Source organism: Candidatus Sulfotelmatobacter sp. (genome assembly GCA_036500765.1).
Classification (GTDB): Bacteria; Acidobacteriota; Terriglobia; order Terriglobales; family Acidobacteriaceae; genus Sulfotelmatobacter.
The window spans coordinates 35,282-49,383 of record DASYBM010000002.1 but is presented as its reverse complement, the minus strand read 5'-3'; the positions used below and the strand labels follow the sequence as shown (position 1 = coordinate 49,383).

General features: G+C 58.5%; 12 protein-coding genes. 3 read left to right on the top strand and 9 right to left on the bottom strand.

Features of this window, described 5'->3' with window-relative positions:
- Positions 1-22 precede the first annotated feature (22 nt).
- The 7 genes from VGM18_01450 to VGM18_01420 form a co-directional block, all read right to left on the bottom strand.
- Positions 23-1,024: a type I phosphomannose isomerase catalytic subunit gene (locus VGM18_01450; protein ID HEY3971635.1), complete on the bottom strand. Its 1,002-nt coding sequence runs from the start codon at positions 1,022-1,024 to the stop codon at positions 23-25.
- Positions 1,025-1,183: 159 nt separating this feature from the next.
- Positions 1,184-2,398: a pyridoxal phosphate-dependent aminotransferase gene (locus VGM18_01445; GenBank protein HEY3971634.1), complete on the bottom strand. Its 1,215-nt coding sequence runs from the start codon at positions 2,396-2,398 to the stop codon at positions 1,184-1,186.
- On the bottom strand, positions 2,395-2,940 hold the full coding sequence (coaD, locus tag VGM18_01440) for a pantetheine-phosphate adenylyltransferase (protein HEY3971633.1): 546 nt from the start codon (positions 2,938-2,940) through the stop codon (positions 2,395-2,397). The genes VGM18_01445 and coaD overlap by 4 nt, the downstream gene beginning before the upstream one ends.
- A 298-nt stretch (positions 2,941-3,238) precedes the next feature.
- Complete coding sequence (gene recA / locus VGM18_01435; GenBank protein HEY3971632.1) at positions 3,239-4,351, bottom strand: recombinase RecA; 1,113 nt, start codon at positions 4,349-4,351, stop codon at positions 3,239-3,241.
- Between the two features lie 353 nt (positions 4,352-4,704).
- On the bottom strand, positions 4,705-6,387 hold the full coding sequence (locus tag VGM18_01430) for an FAD-dependent thymidylate synthase (GenBank protein ID HEY3971631.1): 1,683 nt from the start codon (positions 6,385-6,387) through the stop codon (positions 4,705-4,707).
- A gap of 67 nt (positions 6,388-6,454) precedes the next feature.
- Positions 6,455-6,964, bottom strand: a complete 510-nt coding sequence (locus VGM18_01425; GenBank protein HEY3971630.1) for a hypothetical protein — start codon at positions 6,962-6,964, stop codon at positions 6,455-6,457.
- A gap of 64 nt (positions 6,965-7,028) precedes the next feature.
- Positions 7,029-7,244, bottom strand: a complete 216-nt coding sequence (locus VGM18_01420) for a hypothetical protein (GenBank protein ID HEY3971629.1) — start codon at positions 7,242-7,244, stop codon at positions 7,029-7,031.
- A gap of 251 nt (positions 7,245-7,495) precedes the next feature.
- Here VGM18_01420 and fabG point away from each other — a divergent pair, with 251 nt between their 5' ends.
- Together fabG and VGM18_01410 are read left to right on the top strand one after the other, a co-directional pair.
- Positions 7,496-8,245 carry a 3-oxoacyl-[acyl-carrier-protein] reductase gene (gene fabG, locus VGM18_01415; protein HEY3971628.1) on the top strand — a complete coding sequence of 250 codons (750 nt, stop codon included), beginning with the start codon at positions 7,496-7,498 and terminating at the stop codon, positions 8,243-8,245.
- A gap of 47 nt (positions 8,246-8,292) precedes the next feature.
- On the top strand, positions 8,293-8,853 hold the full coding sequence (locus VGM18_01410) for a GNAT family N-acetyltransferase (protein ID HEY3971627.1): 561 nt from the start codon (positions 8,293-8,295) through the stop codon (positions 8,851-8,853).
- 211 nt (positions 8,854-9,064) lie between these two features.
- On the opposite strand, the gene VGM18_01405 is transcribed toward VGM18_01410, so the two are convergent.
- Both VGM18_01405 and VGM18_01400 read right to left on the bottom strand, forming a co-directional pair.
- Complete coding sequence (locus tag VGM18_01405; GenBank protein HEY3971626.1) at positions 9,065-10,249, bottom strand: exo-alpha-sialidase; 1,185 nt, start codon at positions 10,247-10,249, stop codon at positions 9,065-9,067.
- Between the two features lie 150 nt (positions 10,250-10,399).
- A complete protein-coding gene (locus VGM18_01400; GenBank protein ID HEY3971625.1) occupies positions 10,400-11,365 on the bottom strand; it encodes a glycoside hydrolase family 16 protein in 966 nt (321 codons plus the stop codon).
- A 424-nt stretch (positions 11,366-11,789) separates the two neighbouring features.
- Here VGM18_01400 and VGM18_01395 point away from each other — a divergent pair, with 424 nt between their 5' ends.
- The gene (locus VGM18_01395) at positions 11,790-14,075 is read left to right on the top strand and encodes a trehalose-6-phosphate synthase (GenBank protein HEY3971624.1); all 2,286 of its coding nucleotides are present in this window, start codon (positions 11,790-11,792) and stop codon (positions 14,073-14,075) included.
- The last annotated feature ends 27 nt before the right edge of the window (positions 14,076-14,102 follow it).

Sequence of the window (14,102 nt, the reverse complement as noted above, 5' to 3'; positions counted from 1 at the left end):
ACGGATCTCCACGGATCAGGATCTACAGTCTCGTCTCCGGCTCAGGCAGCGGCTTTCCGGGCACATACGCCCTGAGAAATTCCAGCGCCCACTGCGGACGCACGCCGAACCGGCCGATGTTTGCGGGAACCACTACCGCATCGCCCTTCGCCAACGTCACCGATTCCATACCAGCCGCTTCGATAACTCCGCAGCCTTCCACCGCAACCAGAATTTGCACCGAGCTTCGCCCGGAATCGTCGCGAGTCTCCAGCTCAAGTGCATCTTTCGCCTCAAACATATCGACCACAAAATAGGGGGCGCCCACCAAAGGCGCGTGCCGGTTCTTGCCGCCGTTGATCTGCGCCGGCGCCGGCCTCACAACTTTTCCCGAACGAACTTCTTCCTTCACCGCCGCCATGCCGTCTTTTAGATGCAGCTCGCGTGGCCGCCCGTAATCATACAGGCGATAAGTTGTGTCCGACTGCTGCTGCGTCTCGACTACGACCGAACCCGGCCCCAGCGTGTGCACCGTGCCCCCGGCCACATAGATCATGTCACCCGCATAAACATTGATCCAATTCAGCACTTCTTCCGCGCGCTTCTGGTGAATCGCCTCTTCCAGCGCCTGCGCCGTAACCCCCGGCTTGAGTCCCAGCGCAATCTGCGCGCCAGGTTTTGCGTGAGCGATATACCAGCATTCCGTCTTGCCCCACGGCTGCCCTACGCGCAGGGCCTGTGCATCGTCGGGATGAACCTGCACCGAAAGTTTCTCGTGCGGAAAAAGAAATTTCAGCAGCAACGGAAACCGCTTCGCGTCCCGCGCTGCATCACCCACCAGTTCGCGCCGATATTCCTCGCTCAGCCTTGCGAGCGTCGTCCCCTTGAGCGGTCCGTTCGCCACTTTGCAATCGTCCCCGCTCAACCAGGCCTCGCCGATTTTTTCCTCGAACCTGTGATTGGGATAAATGGGAGACAAATCCTGCGTGCCCCACGGTCGCGGGTCAAACCCCGGCAGCATCAACAATGGATAAAGATTGTCCATGAAGCTATGTCCACAAAAAAGACCGCTCGCGCCAACGGAACGGCCCCTCTGCTTAATCCAGTTATTCCTGACCCGATTTCCTGTGTGCCCTCTGCGCCCTCTGTGGTTAGGGATTTCAAAATGCCAAACTATAAAACAAAAAAAACCGCGGGAGACATACTACAGAGCCGCGAAAAACTTCCGCATGCGCTCCAACCCGCGATCCAACTCAGCCTTCGACGTTGCATACGACACCCGAATATGTGCGCCGGTGCCAAACCCCTCTCCGGGCACGGTCGCTACGTGAGCTTCCCGCAACAAACGTCCGGCCACATCTGATGCCGATTTCAGGCCGCCCGTTCCCAGGAAAGATGAAATATTTGGATAGGCGTAGAACGCGCCCTCCGGCAGCGTGCACGCCACCCCCGGGATCGATCGCAGCCCGGCGACGACATAGTCGCGCAGCTCAATGTACTCCGCCCGCATCTGCTCGACGGACTCCTGCGGCCCCTTCAGCGCGGCCACCGCCGCCTTCTGCACAATCGATGTAGGATTCGACGTCGACTGGCTTTGCAGCTTTGCCATCGCGCTCACGACTGCGACTGGAGCCAGGGCATATCCCAGTCGCCAGCCGGTCATCGCATAAGTTTTCGACAGCGATCCCAGCACCACCATGCGCTCTTTATATTCGCGCAGCGATCCCACGGAAAAATTCTTTCCCGTGTAGTTCAGATACACGTAGCATTCGTCCGACAGAACCCAAATCCCGCGTTGATGCGCCAGGCGAACCACTTCCTTCATGTCTTCTGGGCTCATCACGGCGCCCGAAGGATTCGACGGCGAATTGAGGATGATCGCTTTCGTCCGCGGTGTGATCAGTCTCGCGACCATCTCCGCCGTCACGCGAAATCCCTGCGCCTCGTCCGATTCCAGCAGTACGCAATTCCCGCCCGCATAGCGCACGATGTCTTTGAACGACACCCAGTACGGCACCGGCAGAATCACCTCGTCGCCATGATCCACCAGAACTTGAATCGCATTGAACAAGGCATGTTTGCCCCCGGTTGAGGCGATTGCCTCCTCCCGCCGATAATCGGAATCGAAATCTACCGCGTGCCGGTGCACAATGGCATCGCGCAACTCGGCGGTTCCGGGCACAGCCGTGTACTTCGTAAAATTCCCCTGGATGGCGGCAATGGCAGCGTCTTTGATGTGTTGCGGCGTGGCGAAGTGGGGCTCACCCGCGCCAAAATCGACCACATCGATTCCCTGCGAACGCAGCTTGTCGGCCTCCGCCACAACAGCCATGGTGGCCGAGGGTTCAATGCGGTTGATTCTTTCCGTCAATTTCAAAAGCGCTCCCGTCGTTTCCGTGGTTAAGCTCGCGGTGGTCATGCCTTCTTTTTCCTTTTCCTCGGGAGTTCCACCAATTCCGCGTCCCGAAGTTTGTATGCGGGATCGAGTTTTTCCCGCAGTTTTTGCTCCACTACTTCCGGCACCAGCCCCTTGACCGGACCGCCCGCCTGCGCCACTTCCCGCACCAGCCGCGAACTCACATACGAATATTTGTCGGCCGGCATCATGAACACCGTTTCCAGCGTCGGTTCAAGTTTGCGATTCATCAGAGCCATCTGCAACTCATACTCGTAGTCGCTGATCGCCCGGATGCCCCGCAGCACGCACTTCGCGTCGATCGATTTGGCGAACTCCACCATCAGCCCGTCGAACGTATCCAGTCGAACGTTCTTGAGATCGGCCGTCAGTTCGCGCAGCATCTCCAATCGCTCCGCCACGCTAAACATCGGCGTCTTCTCCGAGTTGCGGAGAATCGCCACGACCAGCTCTTCAAAAATCTTGCTGCCCCGCTCAATCAGATCGAGGTGCCCATTAGTGGGCGGATCAAACGACCCGGGATAAACCGCCGTGCCCTTATTCAATCGCCCTCACAGATTGTGTCAGCATGTAGACCGCTGTTGAAGGAAGTAGAGCAATAGGAGATTTTATGCGGGCAGGAGCAACAATGGCAATCGGGGAGTGAAGCGGATGCAGATTCCCGAAAGATAAATGTGGCGACAGCCGCCCTCGGCTGTCGATCGAATGAGCTCGACCGCCAGTGGTCAAAGTCCGAGGGCTGCGAAGCCAAGGTTGAACGCCAGAGAGTCAGACCTGAAGAAACAATCTGGGAGGCCCGGGCGCGGATCGAAGCACCGCCTGCGCCCGGGAGGCAACGAAAGTTTAGCGCCGTGCCGCTACAATCGGGGCTTTCACCGGCTCCGGCGCGGCCGGCATGGCCGTCACGCGACCCGCCGCCCCATTCGTGGGCACAGCCGGGACAGCCGCGGGAGCAGCGGACGCTCCCGTCAAGCCCAGCGATTTACGCACCTCGGCGTCAATCTTAAGCATGACGTCTTTGTTGTCTTTCAGGAATTGGCGCGCATTCTCGCGGCCCTGGCCGATGCGCTCGCCCTTGTAGCTGTACCATGAGCCGGATTTCTCCACGATGTTGCTGTTGGCTGCCAGATCCAGGAGGTCGCCCTCGCGCGAAATGCCCTCGCCGTAGAGGATGTCGAATTCGGCATCGCGAAAAGGCGCGGCCACCTTGTTCTTCACGATTTTCACCTTGGTGCGCGAGCCAATTACCAGGTCGCCATCTTTGATGGCGGAGATACGGCGAATATCGATACGCACCGAAGAATAAAACTTCAGCGCTTTTCCGCCGGTCGTGGTTTCAGGATTGCCAAACATTACGCCGATCTTTTCCCGGATCTGGTTGATGAAAATCAGGCAAGTGTGCGACTTGGAGACCGTCCCGGTCAGCTTCCTCAGCGCCTGCGACATCAGCCGCGCCTGCAAGCCCATGTGGCTGTCGCCCATTTCGCCGTCCAGTTCGGCCTTGGGGACCAGCGCCGCCACCGAATCCACCACCAGCACGTCGATGGCATTCGACCGCACCAGCGCCTCGGTAATCTCCAGCGCCTGCTCGCCATAGTCGGGCTGCGAGACCAGCAGGTTGTCGACATCCACCCCAAGCTTCTTCGCGTATGCCGGATCGAGCGCGTGTTCGGCATCGACAAAAGCAGCCATGCCTCCGGCCTTCTGCGCCTCGGCAATCACCTGCAAAGTCAGCGTGGTCTTGCCGGAAGATTCCGGCCCGAAGACTTCAATCACGCGCCCCCGCGGAAACCCACCCACCCCCAGCGCCGCATCCACCGAGATCGACCCGGTCGAAATCACGGAAATGGGCACGATCGCTTCCTTCGATCCCAGCCGCATGATCGAGCCTTTGCCGAATTGTTTTTCGATCTGTGATACCGCGAGATCAATCGCTTTTACGCGTTCATCCGCCATGGGAGAGGCTCCTTTTATGAGTGCAGACTAAATGAAATCTAATCTGGCCGGATTATACATACAGATCGAAGCGAAAGAAAGGCGAATCTAAGGAATTATTCGTGGAAAGGTCCCAAAGCGGGACTCTGGCTGACTGCCAACAAATATTGCTCGCCGTCGCGACCTCTTGACTCGGAGCGAACGACCGATCCCGGCGGAAATTCCCAATGTTCGTCTTGGGGATCGTAATTCTGAATCGCGACGAGCCTGTCAAACCGTCGCCCACGGCAATTCCTTGCGCTGGACGCGAAACGTCTGTTCCCTCCTCCATCAGACGCACATAAACCGTGGTCGTTTTTCCCGAAGTCATCCCATTACCGCTGCAGCAGATCCACCGGCGCCGTCACGTCATGCACTCGGAAATACTTAGCCAGCGCCGGATACTTCCGCGCCACGGCTTCATACATCGCATAGGCGACGTTGCGATACGACACATGCCCCGCCGGCGTCGTCCGCAGCTCGGAAATATAAACTGCCTCGGCGAAATCCATTTTGAAGAGCGCGCGTTTTCTAAACGCGAGCGGAATCGCGTACTGCGAATTCTCTTCCGCTTCGAGAGCGGGCGCCTCGGGAGTCTTACGCCCCGCCAGATTCTCTACCGCCGCCTGCACTCGCCGCATCGCCGCCTCGAAGCGACCGCGCACGCCGGCATCTTCCATGTCGAGCAGCATCTCGTAGCCGTGTTGCGTTGTAAATCCTTGCATCACCTGGATGCAGCGCCGGTGCCGATGCATATCGCGGAAGCCGCCCGTATCCATGAGAATGTCGAAGCGAAACTGCTGCCCCGCGCGGAATCCGCGCAGCATCTCGTCATGCTTGCCGCGATGCCGCATTCCCAGGTCGATAATTTCCCGCCGCCGCCGCTCGCCCGCCACCTGCACGGCCTGCCGAATCTGCCGGTAAGAATGATGCGAATGCTCGTAGAGCAACGTCGTCGCAATCTCCACCTCCAGCGGTTCTTCATCGAGCAGATCGACAATCGCCTTCGACGGCGCCAGCGGCTCGTCGGCCATCAATTCGCGCGCCGCCTGCCGCAACTCGCGCCGCGTCGCCATCTCATACTCATTCGGATCGGCGTACTTCACCAGCGTCGGAGCCACCCGCACTTCGCGCAGCAACTCCGCCTCAGCCCGCGCGCCCAACTCCTGACTCACCGCACAAATCTGCGCCACCAAATCCTTCAGCGACTCGGCATTCACGTTGTAAGCCGCCCCAGTCGCCGCCTTCTTCAGCGACTCGCCCAGCACGCGTACTTCTTTGTGTGTATGACTGAGCAAATGCGCAACTTGGGTCTCCAACGTCCGCGCATTCACGATCTCGCCCAAAGAGGTGTTGGTGGCTAAGGGCAAAAGATACCGCGTAATATCGAACGCGCGCGCTTTCAACGTGCGCTCATACGCATCCTGCTTCATGTCGGCGGGCTTGGGCGTGATGCTGATCAGGTACCCGGTCATGTGCGCCGACAGCGCTTCATACTCGGAAAATAAGAAGTCCAGCGTCTCGCGATAAAGTTTGCGCGCTTCGTCATCCGCACCAAAATCGGGAACGTAATATCCGCTCTTCTTGAAATCCTGATAGCGCGTCGAGCGCTCCTGCCCGTCCCAGCGCTGCTCGTCGGCCAACTCAATCGCCGCCAGAATCGACAGCCGCTCGACCGCCAGCGCAATGTGCGCCAGGTCGGCAATCGACCGGTGCCCATACTGAAAATAAAAAGTGTTAAGAAACTTCTCCGCCTTCTGCGTCGAAATCTCCCGCAGCGCGTCCTTCATCGACAGAGACGACCGCGAATACTTCGCCATCGCATAAGCCTGAATCTCCGGCTCCACGCCAAACACGGCAAAGACTTCCGTGGAAGGCTCAGCTTGCGCGGCTTCTGCCTGTGTGGAGCGGACACTCTTGTCCGCCTCTGCCGGCAGCTTCTCCAATGTCGGGGCGGGCGATGAATTCTTGTTGGAAGGTTCGGGCATGACAATCACGTTGGTAGCAGTCTGAGGCATGAGTGCAGGAATGTTACGCGTCGGAGTTGTGGATTAGCAACGCGAATCAGGGGTCAGTGAGCTGCAATTAAATTTCCCGCCCTGTCCATTTCTTGAAGAGATCTTCACTTTTTAACAGCTGGTCGTCCCAGTCGGCAATCTTCGCCTTTACTCCCATCTCTGCAATCAAGAATCGAATTACTTCCTCGATTGTTACCCATCCGGTCGAAAGGTGAAGTTTATCCAAGTCCATTTCCCCGGCTGGAGTATCCACCAAGGTTGCGATGTGAACATGATGACGCGGGTGCTCATTGCGTCTTTGAATGTGGGAAACATATTCCCACCTGATAATCCATCTGCTGTCGGGATTGGAATCTTCGAGAAGATGGTAACTGTACGCCAAAGTTCGCAACTTCCAAGTCTTGTCAGGAAGCTGCTCAACCTGGAGTTGCTGAGACACCGCCAAAAAGAGTCCTCCCGAAAACAAAGGCGCGGCCATAGGGAAATCGGCCTCGTCTCGAAAAGCAAACTGAGCGAAAGGTCTATCCTTGCGATGTGTCAAACTCAGAGGCGCATCAGTAATTGTTTGATTCAGCAAAGCACTGATGTGGTCGCGAAACTTGCGGAAGACTTCGGCGGGTCTATCTCCGGTTAATTAAGGCTTACTCATGAAGCAGATATACCAGCGATGCAAGGTCTTGCCACAGGTAGTTCTCGCCTATTTGGCCTTTTTGAACGCGAGAAACCGCGTCATCGAAGGTCAGGCCGAGAGCCCGCGCTTCCTTCTCAATCATCGCTCTAATCTGATGGTCGCTCATTTTCCAGGATGCCGGCAGAAAGCAGTAACTTCGCACTGGCTGCTGATTCTTGCTCTGCACTAGCTTCTCCCAACACGCTGCGATCTGTCAAGTAAATAAAGGCAACTCACACATTCGTAACTAATTGAATCGCATGCTCTTGACCACCAGTCAGAACGATAACTCTCTCCGGCCGTCCACCACGTGATATAGCAATTCGGACTGACGGCTCGCAGTTTCTTTTAGCCAAGCGCGACACCACTCTACCGCCCCCCCCGCCGCGTATAATTCCCCTTCCACCGCATTCATCAACGCAACCGGGAGAGAAAGAAATGTCCCTCACAGGACGCATCGCGCTGGTCACTGGCGCCTCGCAAGGCATCGGACGCACCTGCGCCCTCCGACTCGCGAAAGCTGGAGCGACCGTCGCCGTTGCCGCTCGCAATCAGGAAAAGCTGAACGAACTGGTCGCCGAAATCACCGCCGCCGGAGGCCAGGCCGCCGCCTTCGCCCTCGACGTTACGGACGAAGATCAGGTCAAGGCGACCGTCAAAGCCATCATCGCCAATCCGCAGTTCGGCAAAATCGACATCCTCGTCAACAACGCCGGCATCACCCGCGACCAGCTTGTCATGCGCATGAAGCGCGCTGACTGGGACGCAGTCCTGCAAACCAACCTCACCTCCGCCTATCTCTGCATCCAGGCGGTCATCCCCGCCATGCTCAAGCAGCGCTGGGGACGCATCGTCAACATCACCAGCGTTTTCGGCCAGATGGGCCAGGCCGGGCAGGCCAACTACGCCGCCTCCAAAGCCGGGCTCATCGGCCTGACCATGGCCATCGCCCGCGAAGTCGGCTCGCGCAACATCACCTGCAACGCCGTCGCCCCCGGCTTCATCGAAACCGCCATGACCGCCGTCCTGAGCGACGAATTCAAACAGACCGCCGTCAAACAGATTCCGCTCGGCCGCGTGGGAACGCCCGACGACGTCGCCAGCGCCGTTACCTTCCTCGCTTCCGACGAAGCCTCGTACATCACCGGCCACGTGCTAAGCGTAAACGGCGGCTTGCTGATGGGATAATTTCCCAAAGCCTTCACCACAGACGACACTGAGATCACAGAGGAACCATGAGCGACGAAACGCCCCAATGTTCTTCCTCTGTGTCCTCAGTGCCCTCTGTGGTTAAAGCGTTTGACTTCGCGCAAGCCGAATCCCCAGCGCAAATCGCGCAAGCCCGCGAACTCTTCCTCGAATACGCGGAGTCGCTAGGCTTCAGTCTCTGCTTCCAGAATTTCGACAAAGAACTGGCGGAACTTCCCGGCGACTACGCGCCACCAGCGGGCAGCCTGCTGCTGGCAGAATACGAAGGCCAACTCGCCGGCTGCGTCGCTTTTCACAACCTAATCAGGGCAACGACAAACGACCATCGACTAACGACCGACAACATCTGCGAGATGAAGCGCCTCTACCTGCGCCCGCAATTCCGCAGCAAAGGATTAGGTCGCGCACTCGCCGATCGCATCATCGCCGAGGCTCGCCAGATCGGCTACAAACGCATGCGTCTTGATACAGTCGAACCCGTCATGAAAGACGCCGTCGCGATGTACCGCCAACTCGGCTTCGTCGAAATCGCTCCCTATTGCGCCAATCCGATCGCAGGCGCGCTCTACATGGAACTACTCTTGTAATCGCCCGCGGGCTTCAGACTGTGAGATTCTTCGACTCCGCTCAGGGCAGGCTCTTCGCTCCGCCTGAAAAACGGCTGCGCTCAGGATTACAACCGCGATCTAGAAAGCCAAAACTGACCCGCTACCACTTCTCGCGCACAGAACGCGCGAGAAATGGGGCACCCGGATTCTTCTCGCTTCTCCCGGTCCTTGTGGTTCTTCTCGACGCGCATCACGGCAGTGTTTGCACTTCCACCGAGAGCACGGCCGGCAAATCCCGCACGATCGGATTCCAGCTATCTCCGGCGTCTGCCGAGGCATAAATCTGGCCGCCCGTCGTGCCGAAATAAATTCCGCATTCATCCAGCGTGTCGACGGCCATCGCGTCGCGCAGTACGTTGACATAGCAATCTTTTTGCGGCAGACCCTTGGTAAGCGGCTCCCACTCGTTGCCGCCCGAGCGGCTGCGGAACACGCGTAGCTTACCTTCGTGAACGTAATGTTCGGAATCGCTCTTGATCGGAACAACGTAAACCGTTTCCGGCTCATGGGCGTGAATGTCGATGACAAAACCGAAATCCGTCGGCAGGTTGCCGCTGATTTTTGTCCACTGGTCGCCGGCGTTATCGGAGCGCATCACGTCCCAATGTTTCTGCATGAACAGCACTCCCGGGCGCTTCGGGTTCATCGCGACGTGGTGCACGCAATGTCCCACCTCGGCCGTCGGGTTGGGAATGTATTTGGAATGGAGTCCCTGATTAATGGGCTTCCAATTCTTGCCGCCATCGTCGGTGCGAAACGCTCCAGCCGCCGAGATCGCAATATAAATGCGCTGCGGATTACTGGGATCGAGAATGATGGTATGCAGGCACATGCCTCCCGCGCCGGGCTGCCACATGGGGCCAGTGCCGTGACCGCGCAGGCCGGAGAGTTCTTTCCAATTTTCGCCGCCATCGGTCGAGCGGAATAGAGCCGCGTCCTCGATTCCGGCGTAAACCGTGTTGGCATCAGTGAGCGACGGCTCGAGATGCCAGACCCGCTTGAACTCCCAAGGATGCTGCGTGCCGTCATAAAATTGGTGTGTGGTCAGCGGCGCGCCGGTCTCGGACGATGTGTCGTAAGCAAATTTGTTGCTGTCGGTTTTCGGTGGAGCGCCCGGTGCGGCAGCTTGTCCGGGAGGCGTTCCCGGCTGATGCCAGGTTTTTCCGCCATCGTCGGAGCGCTGCATGATCTGGCCAAACCAGCCGCTCGTCTGCGAAGCATAAATTCGATTGGGATCGACTGGCGAGCCTTTGAGGTGATAAATCTCCCAGCCCGCAAAGTGCGGACCGCTGACCTCCCAGTTCTGGCGTTTGCCGTCCGCCGTAAGAATGAATGCGCCTTTGCGGGTGCCCGCCAGGACTCTTACCTTACTCATGTAGGAACTCCTTAAAGTATGGCGTCCGGTAACCATCGCAGACGTTCCAGAGGGTCTCTCGCGGCGATTTTATCCGACCCGAGGATGCGGGAGTCAATCCGTTTCAGCTGGTATCGAAAGGCACTAATAATATGGATAGGCAACACGATTTCAGGGTTGAGGCAGGCTGGGTTGCGCCGGACGGCTAGGCGGCGCAGCACGCTCGTACACTCGCACATAGTCCACCAGCATGGTTTGCGGGAATACAGTGGTCGCGTCCGGACTTCCAGGCCAGTAGCCACCCACGGCGACGTTCAGCAGCAGAAAGAACGGATGGTCGTAAACCCATTTCGCTCCTTTGGGCAGGTTAGCGGGAGTGCGCGTCGCATAGAGATCGTCATCCACATAGAAGCGGATCGTGTTCGGCTCCCACTCTACCGCATAGACATGGAAGTCGTCGGCGAATCGCCGGCCGCTCGGTAGCGCATAGGGCGAACCGATGCCGTGTTCCCCAGAATATCCCGGCCCATGAATCGTGCCGTGAACCAGTGCCGGCTCTTTACCAATGTTTTCCATAATGTCGATCTCGCCGCAATCCGGCCAGCCGGGCTTCTCGATGTCATCGCCCAGCATCCAGAAGGCGGGCCAGATTCCTTGTCCGAAGGGAATCTTGATGCGCGCTTCGAAGCGGCCATAGGCTCGCGAAAACTTGCCCAAGGTTTTCAGGCGCGCCGAAGTGTAATTTCTGGTCACGCCATCGGCGCCGGCGGATTTCTCCTCGCGGACTTTTTCCTGGCGAACTGTGATGACGAGATTTCCGTCGACCTGCGAAGCGTTCTCTAAGCGATCGGTATAGTATTCGAGTTCATTGTTGCCCCAGCCTCCGCCGCCGCTTTCTGCGGTCCATTTGGAGGCATCGACTGCGGAGCCGTTGGCGCCGTTGAACTCATCGCTCCAAATCAGTTTCCATGCCGGAACATTTGTCGGCGCGGCAATCTGCGGGCTGGCAGTTGGCGGAGCGGCCGCCTGTCCGGCTAAGCTGCTCGCACCCGCACCGACGGCGAGAGCGACGGCAACGAAAATGATTACGAATAGTGTTCGGCGCTGGCGGTGGCGTTGGTCGCCCTGGGATTCCATCGATACTCCTCTCACCATTTCCTAAGCGAGGGTTCTTTAAATCCTTTTACGCACTATACTCACAACCACCGATGTAAGAAAGAATTACATATCGCACACCTTCGCGAGCAACTTAAGGCGCTGAAAAACAACCTTTTAGCTTTTGGCCCCCGCAGTGCAACCTTTTTTTCGTTCCTGTCCTCAGATAGAGGCTTGTTGCTTAGCTGTTAAAGCGACGAGGCAGAGGTTTGCGTCGCTTCGAGTGACGGCTGCGGGAATGCCCTCGTCTTGTGCGCCCCGTCTCATGTCGCGGTCGCGTCGACCGCGTTGCGGACCGTTGCAGGCGTTGGTCCCGGTCAGTAGTCGGAATCGCTGAGCACTATTGTCCCTGTGGTTTTCCCTGGGCAGGGCAGGTCCGGTGTTGCGGGCTGTGGAGGACGTGTAAATGCGATTGCTAAGCGCGCGACTCATCGTCTCTCTCATCGTCGGCGTCACGCTGGTATCGCTCTGCACGTCCTATTACCAAGTTCTGGGATTGAACCGCGGATTAAAAAAAGACCTGCAACGCCGGGCCGAAGTCCTGGGAGACAGCCTGGCACGAAATGTGGAACGCGATCTGGAGCGCGACGCCCCCCACACGCTGCAAAAAACGGTGCAGCAGTTCGCCAACCGCGAACATCTGGCCGGGCTCGCCGTATACGATCCGCACGGCCACCCCATTGCTGTCACTACCACCCTTGAGCCGCTAATGGCCAGCGCCCCGGCGGTCGTGCAGCAATCGCTCAAGGACGACCACGATGAGAGCGAATTTCTGCGGATGGGAACCGCCTCTATTCACATCTACGCCATGCCCCTGCATCGCGGCGATGACCTCATCGGCAGCCTGGCGATTGTTCACGATTCCGGCTACATCCGGCAGCAGAGCCTCACCATTTGGCGGGAAACGTTCCTGAGCGCGCTGGCGCACGTCGTTCTTATTGTTCTGATTACCTTGCTGATTGTGCGCTGGAGCATCGCCGGACCGATTGCGCGAACGGCTCACTGGATGAAGGCTTTGCGTACGGGACGGGGCGCGGTGCGAATCAAGGTGCCCGATCTTGAATTATTTCGTCCCCTGGCGCGGGAGGTGGCGACCTTTGCCGAGAGCCTGAACACTGCCCGCTCCGCCGCCGAACTGGAAGCCCGCCTGCGAGAGACGAGCCAATCCATGTGGACGGCGGACCGTCTGGCGGTGCACTTGAGTTCTCGCCTGGAAGATAGCCGGCTGTTCGTGGTCTCGAACCGCGAACCTTATATGCACATACGGCGCGGGAAACAGATCGCGGTCAGCCAACCGGCAAGCGGCGTGGTCACCGCCATCGAGCCCGTCCTGCGCGCCTGCGATGGAACCTGGATCGCGCACGGATCGGGCGACGCCGATCTTGAAACGGTGGATGCGCAGGACCGCCTGCTGGTCCCCCCGGACGATCCGCGCTATATCCTGCGCCGCGTCTGGCTGAACAAAGACGAAGAAGAAGGATATTACTACGGCTTTGCGAATGAAGGGTTGTGGCCGTTGTGCCATATCGCGCACGCTCGCCCACTCTTCCGGGCCAGCGACTGGAAGTATTACGAGCAAGTGAACCGGAAATTCGCCGACGCATTGCTGGAGGAGATGGAGAACGTCAGCCGGCCGGTGGTGCTGGTGCAGGATTATCACTTTGCGCTGCTGCCGCGCATGATCAAGCAAAGTCGGCCCGACGCGCGGGTTGCCATCTTCTGGCACATCCCGTGGCCGAATCCTGAGGCCTTCGCGATCTGTCCCTGGCAGCGGGAACTGATCGACGGATTGCTGGGGGCGGACCTGATCGGCTTTCATATTCAGGCGCACTGCACCAATTTTCTCCAGACGGTCGACCGCATCGTCGAATCGCGCATCGACTGGGAGCACTTCTCGGTGCAGCGTCTCGACCATCAAACCACCGTGCGTCCTTATCCAATCAGCGTGGAAGCGGCGGAAGCGGCGGATTCTCCGGGCCAGGAGTCGGCTTATGAGGAGCGCGCGGCGCTGCTGAAGAGTCTCGGGGTCGAGGCCGCGCTCATGGGTATTGGCGTAGACCGCATGGACTATACCAAGGGAATTCTCGAGCGATTTCTGGCTGTGGAACGGTTACTTGAAAAGTATCCGCGCTACCAGGGCGTGTTTACCTTCGTGCAGATTGGCGCGCCCACGCGCACGCACATCAAGCGCTATCACGACCTTCAGGCCGAAGTGGAGGCCGAGGCCGACCGCATTAACTGGCGATTCCAGGCCGATCAGTGGAAGCCCATCGTCCTGCTGAACCGGCAGCACAGTCACGGTGAGATCGCACCGTATTATCGCGCCGCCGACTTGTGTCTGGTCACTTCGCTGCACGATGGCATGAACCTGGTGGCCAAGGAATTTGTTGCGACGCGACAGGATGAGCGCGGCGTCCTGATTCTCAGTTGCTTCACCGGCGCTGCCCGAGAGTTGCGCGACGCGCTGCAAGTGAATCCCTACGATATCGATCAGACTGCGGAGGCGATTCGCGCGGCCCTCGAAATGCCAGCCGAAGAAAAGCAGATGCGCATGCAGCGCATGCGCAGGCAGGTGCGCGAGAACAACGTGTTTCGCTGGGCCGGCAGCCTGATTGGCGATCTTTGTGACGTGCGCCTGGATGTGCCCGAAGGAGGGAACAACCAATCGCGGGCGAGCGCCTCCGTGGGCTAAACAGCCTAACCCGATAAAAAAGCAACT

Coding starts and splice junctions, on each gene's coding strand:
- fabG (HEY3971628.1), top strand. CDS start 7,496: ATGTCCCTCACAGGACGCATCGCGCTGGTCACTGGCGCCTCGCAAGGC.
- VGM18_01400 (HEY3971625.1), bottom strand. CDS start 11,365: ATGGAATCCCAGGGCGACCAACGCCACCGCCAGCGCCGAACACTATTC.
- recA (HEY3971632.1), bottom strand. CDS start 4,351: ATGGCGGATGAACGCGTAAAAGCGATTGATCTCGCGGTATCACAGATC.
- VGM18_01430 (HEY3971631.1), bottom strand. CDS start 6,387: ATGCCTCAGACTGCTACCAACGTGATTGTCATGCCCGAACCTTCCAAC.
- VGM18_01405 (HEY3971626.1), bottom strand. CDS start 10,249: ATGAGTAAGGTAAGAGTCCTGGCGGGCACCCGCAAAGGCGCATTCATT.
- VGM18_01450 (HEY3971635.1), bottom strand. CDS start 1,024: ATGGACAATCTTTATCCATTGTTGATGCTGCCGGGGTTTGACCCGCGA.
- VGM18_01410 (HEY3971627.1), top strand. CDS start 8,293: ATGAGCGACGAAACGCCCCAATGTTCTTCCTCTGTGTCCTCAGTGCCC.
- VGM18_01395 (HEY3971624.1), top strand. CDS start 11,790: ATGCGATTGCTAAGCGCGCGACTCATCGTCTCTCTCATCGTCGGCGTC.
- VGM18_01445 (HEY3971634.1), bottom strand. CDS start 2,398: ATGACCACCGCGAGCTTAACCACGGAAACGACGGGAGCGCTTTTGAAA.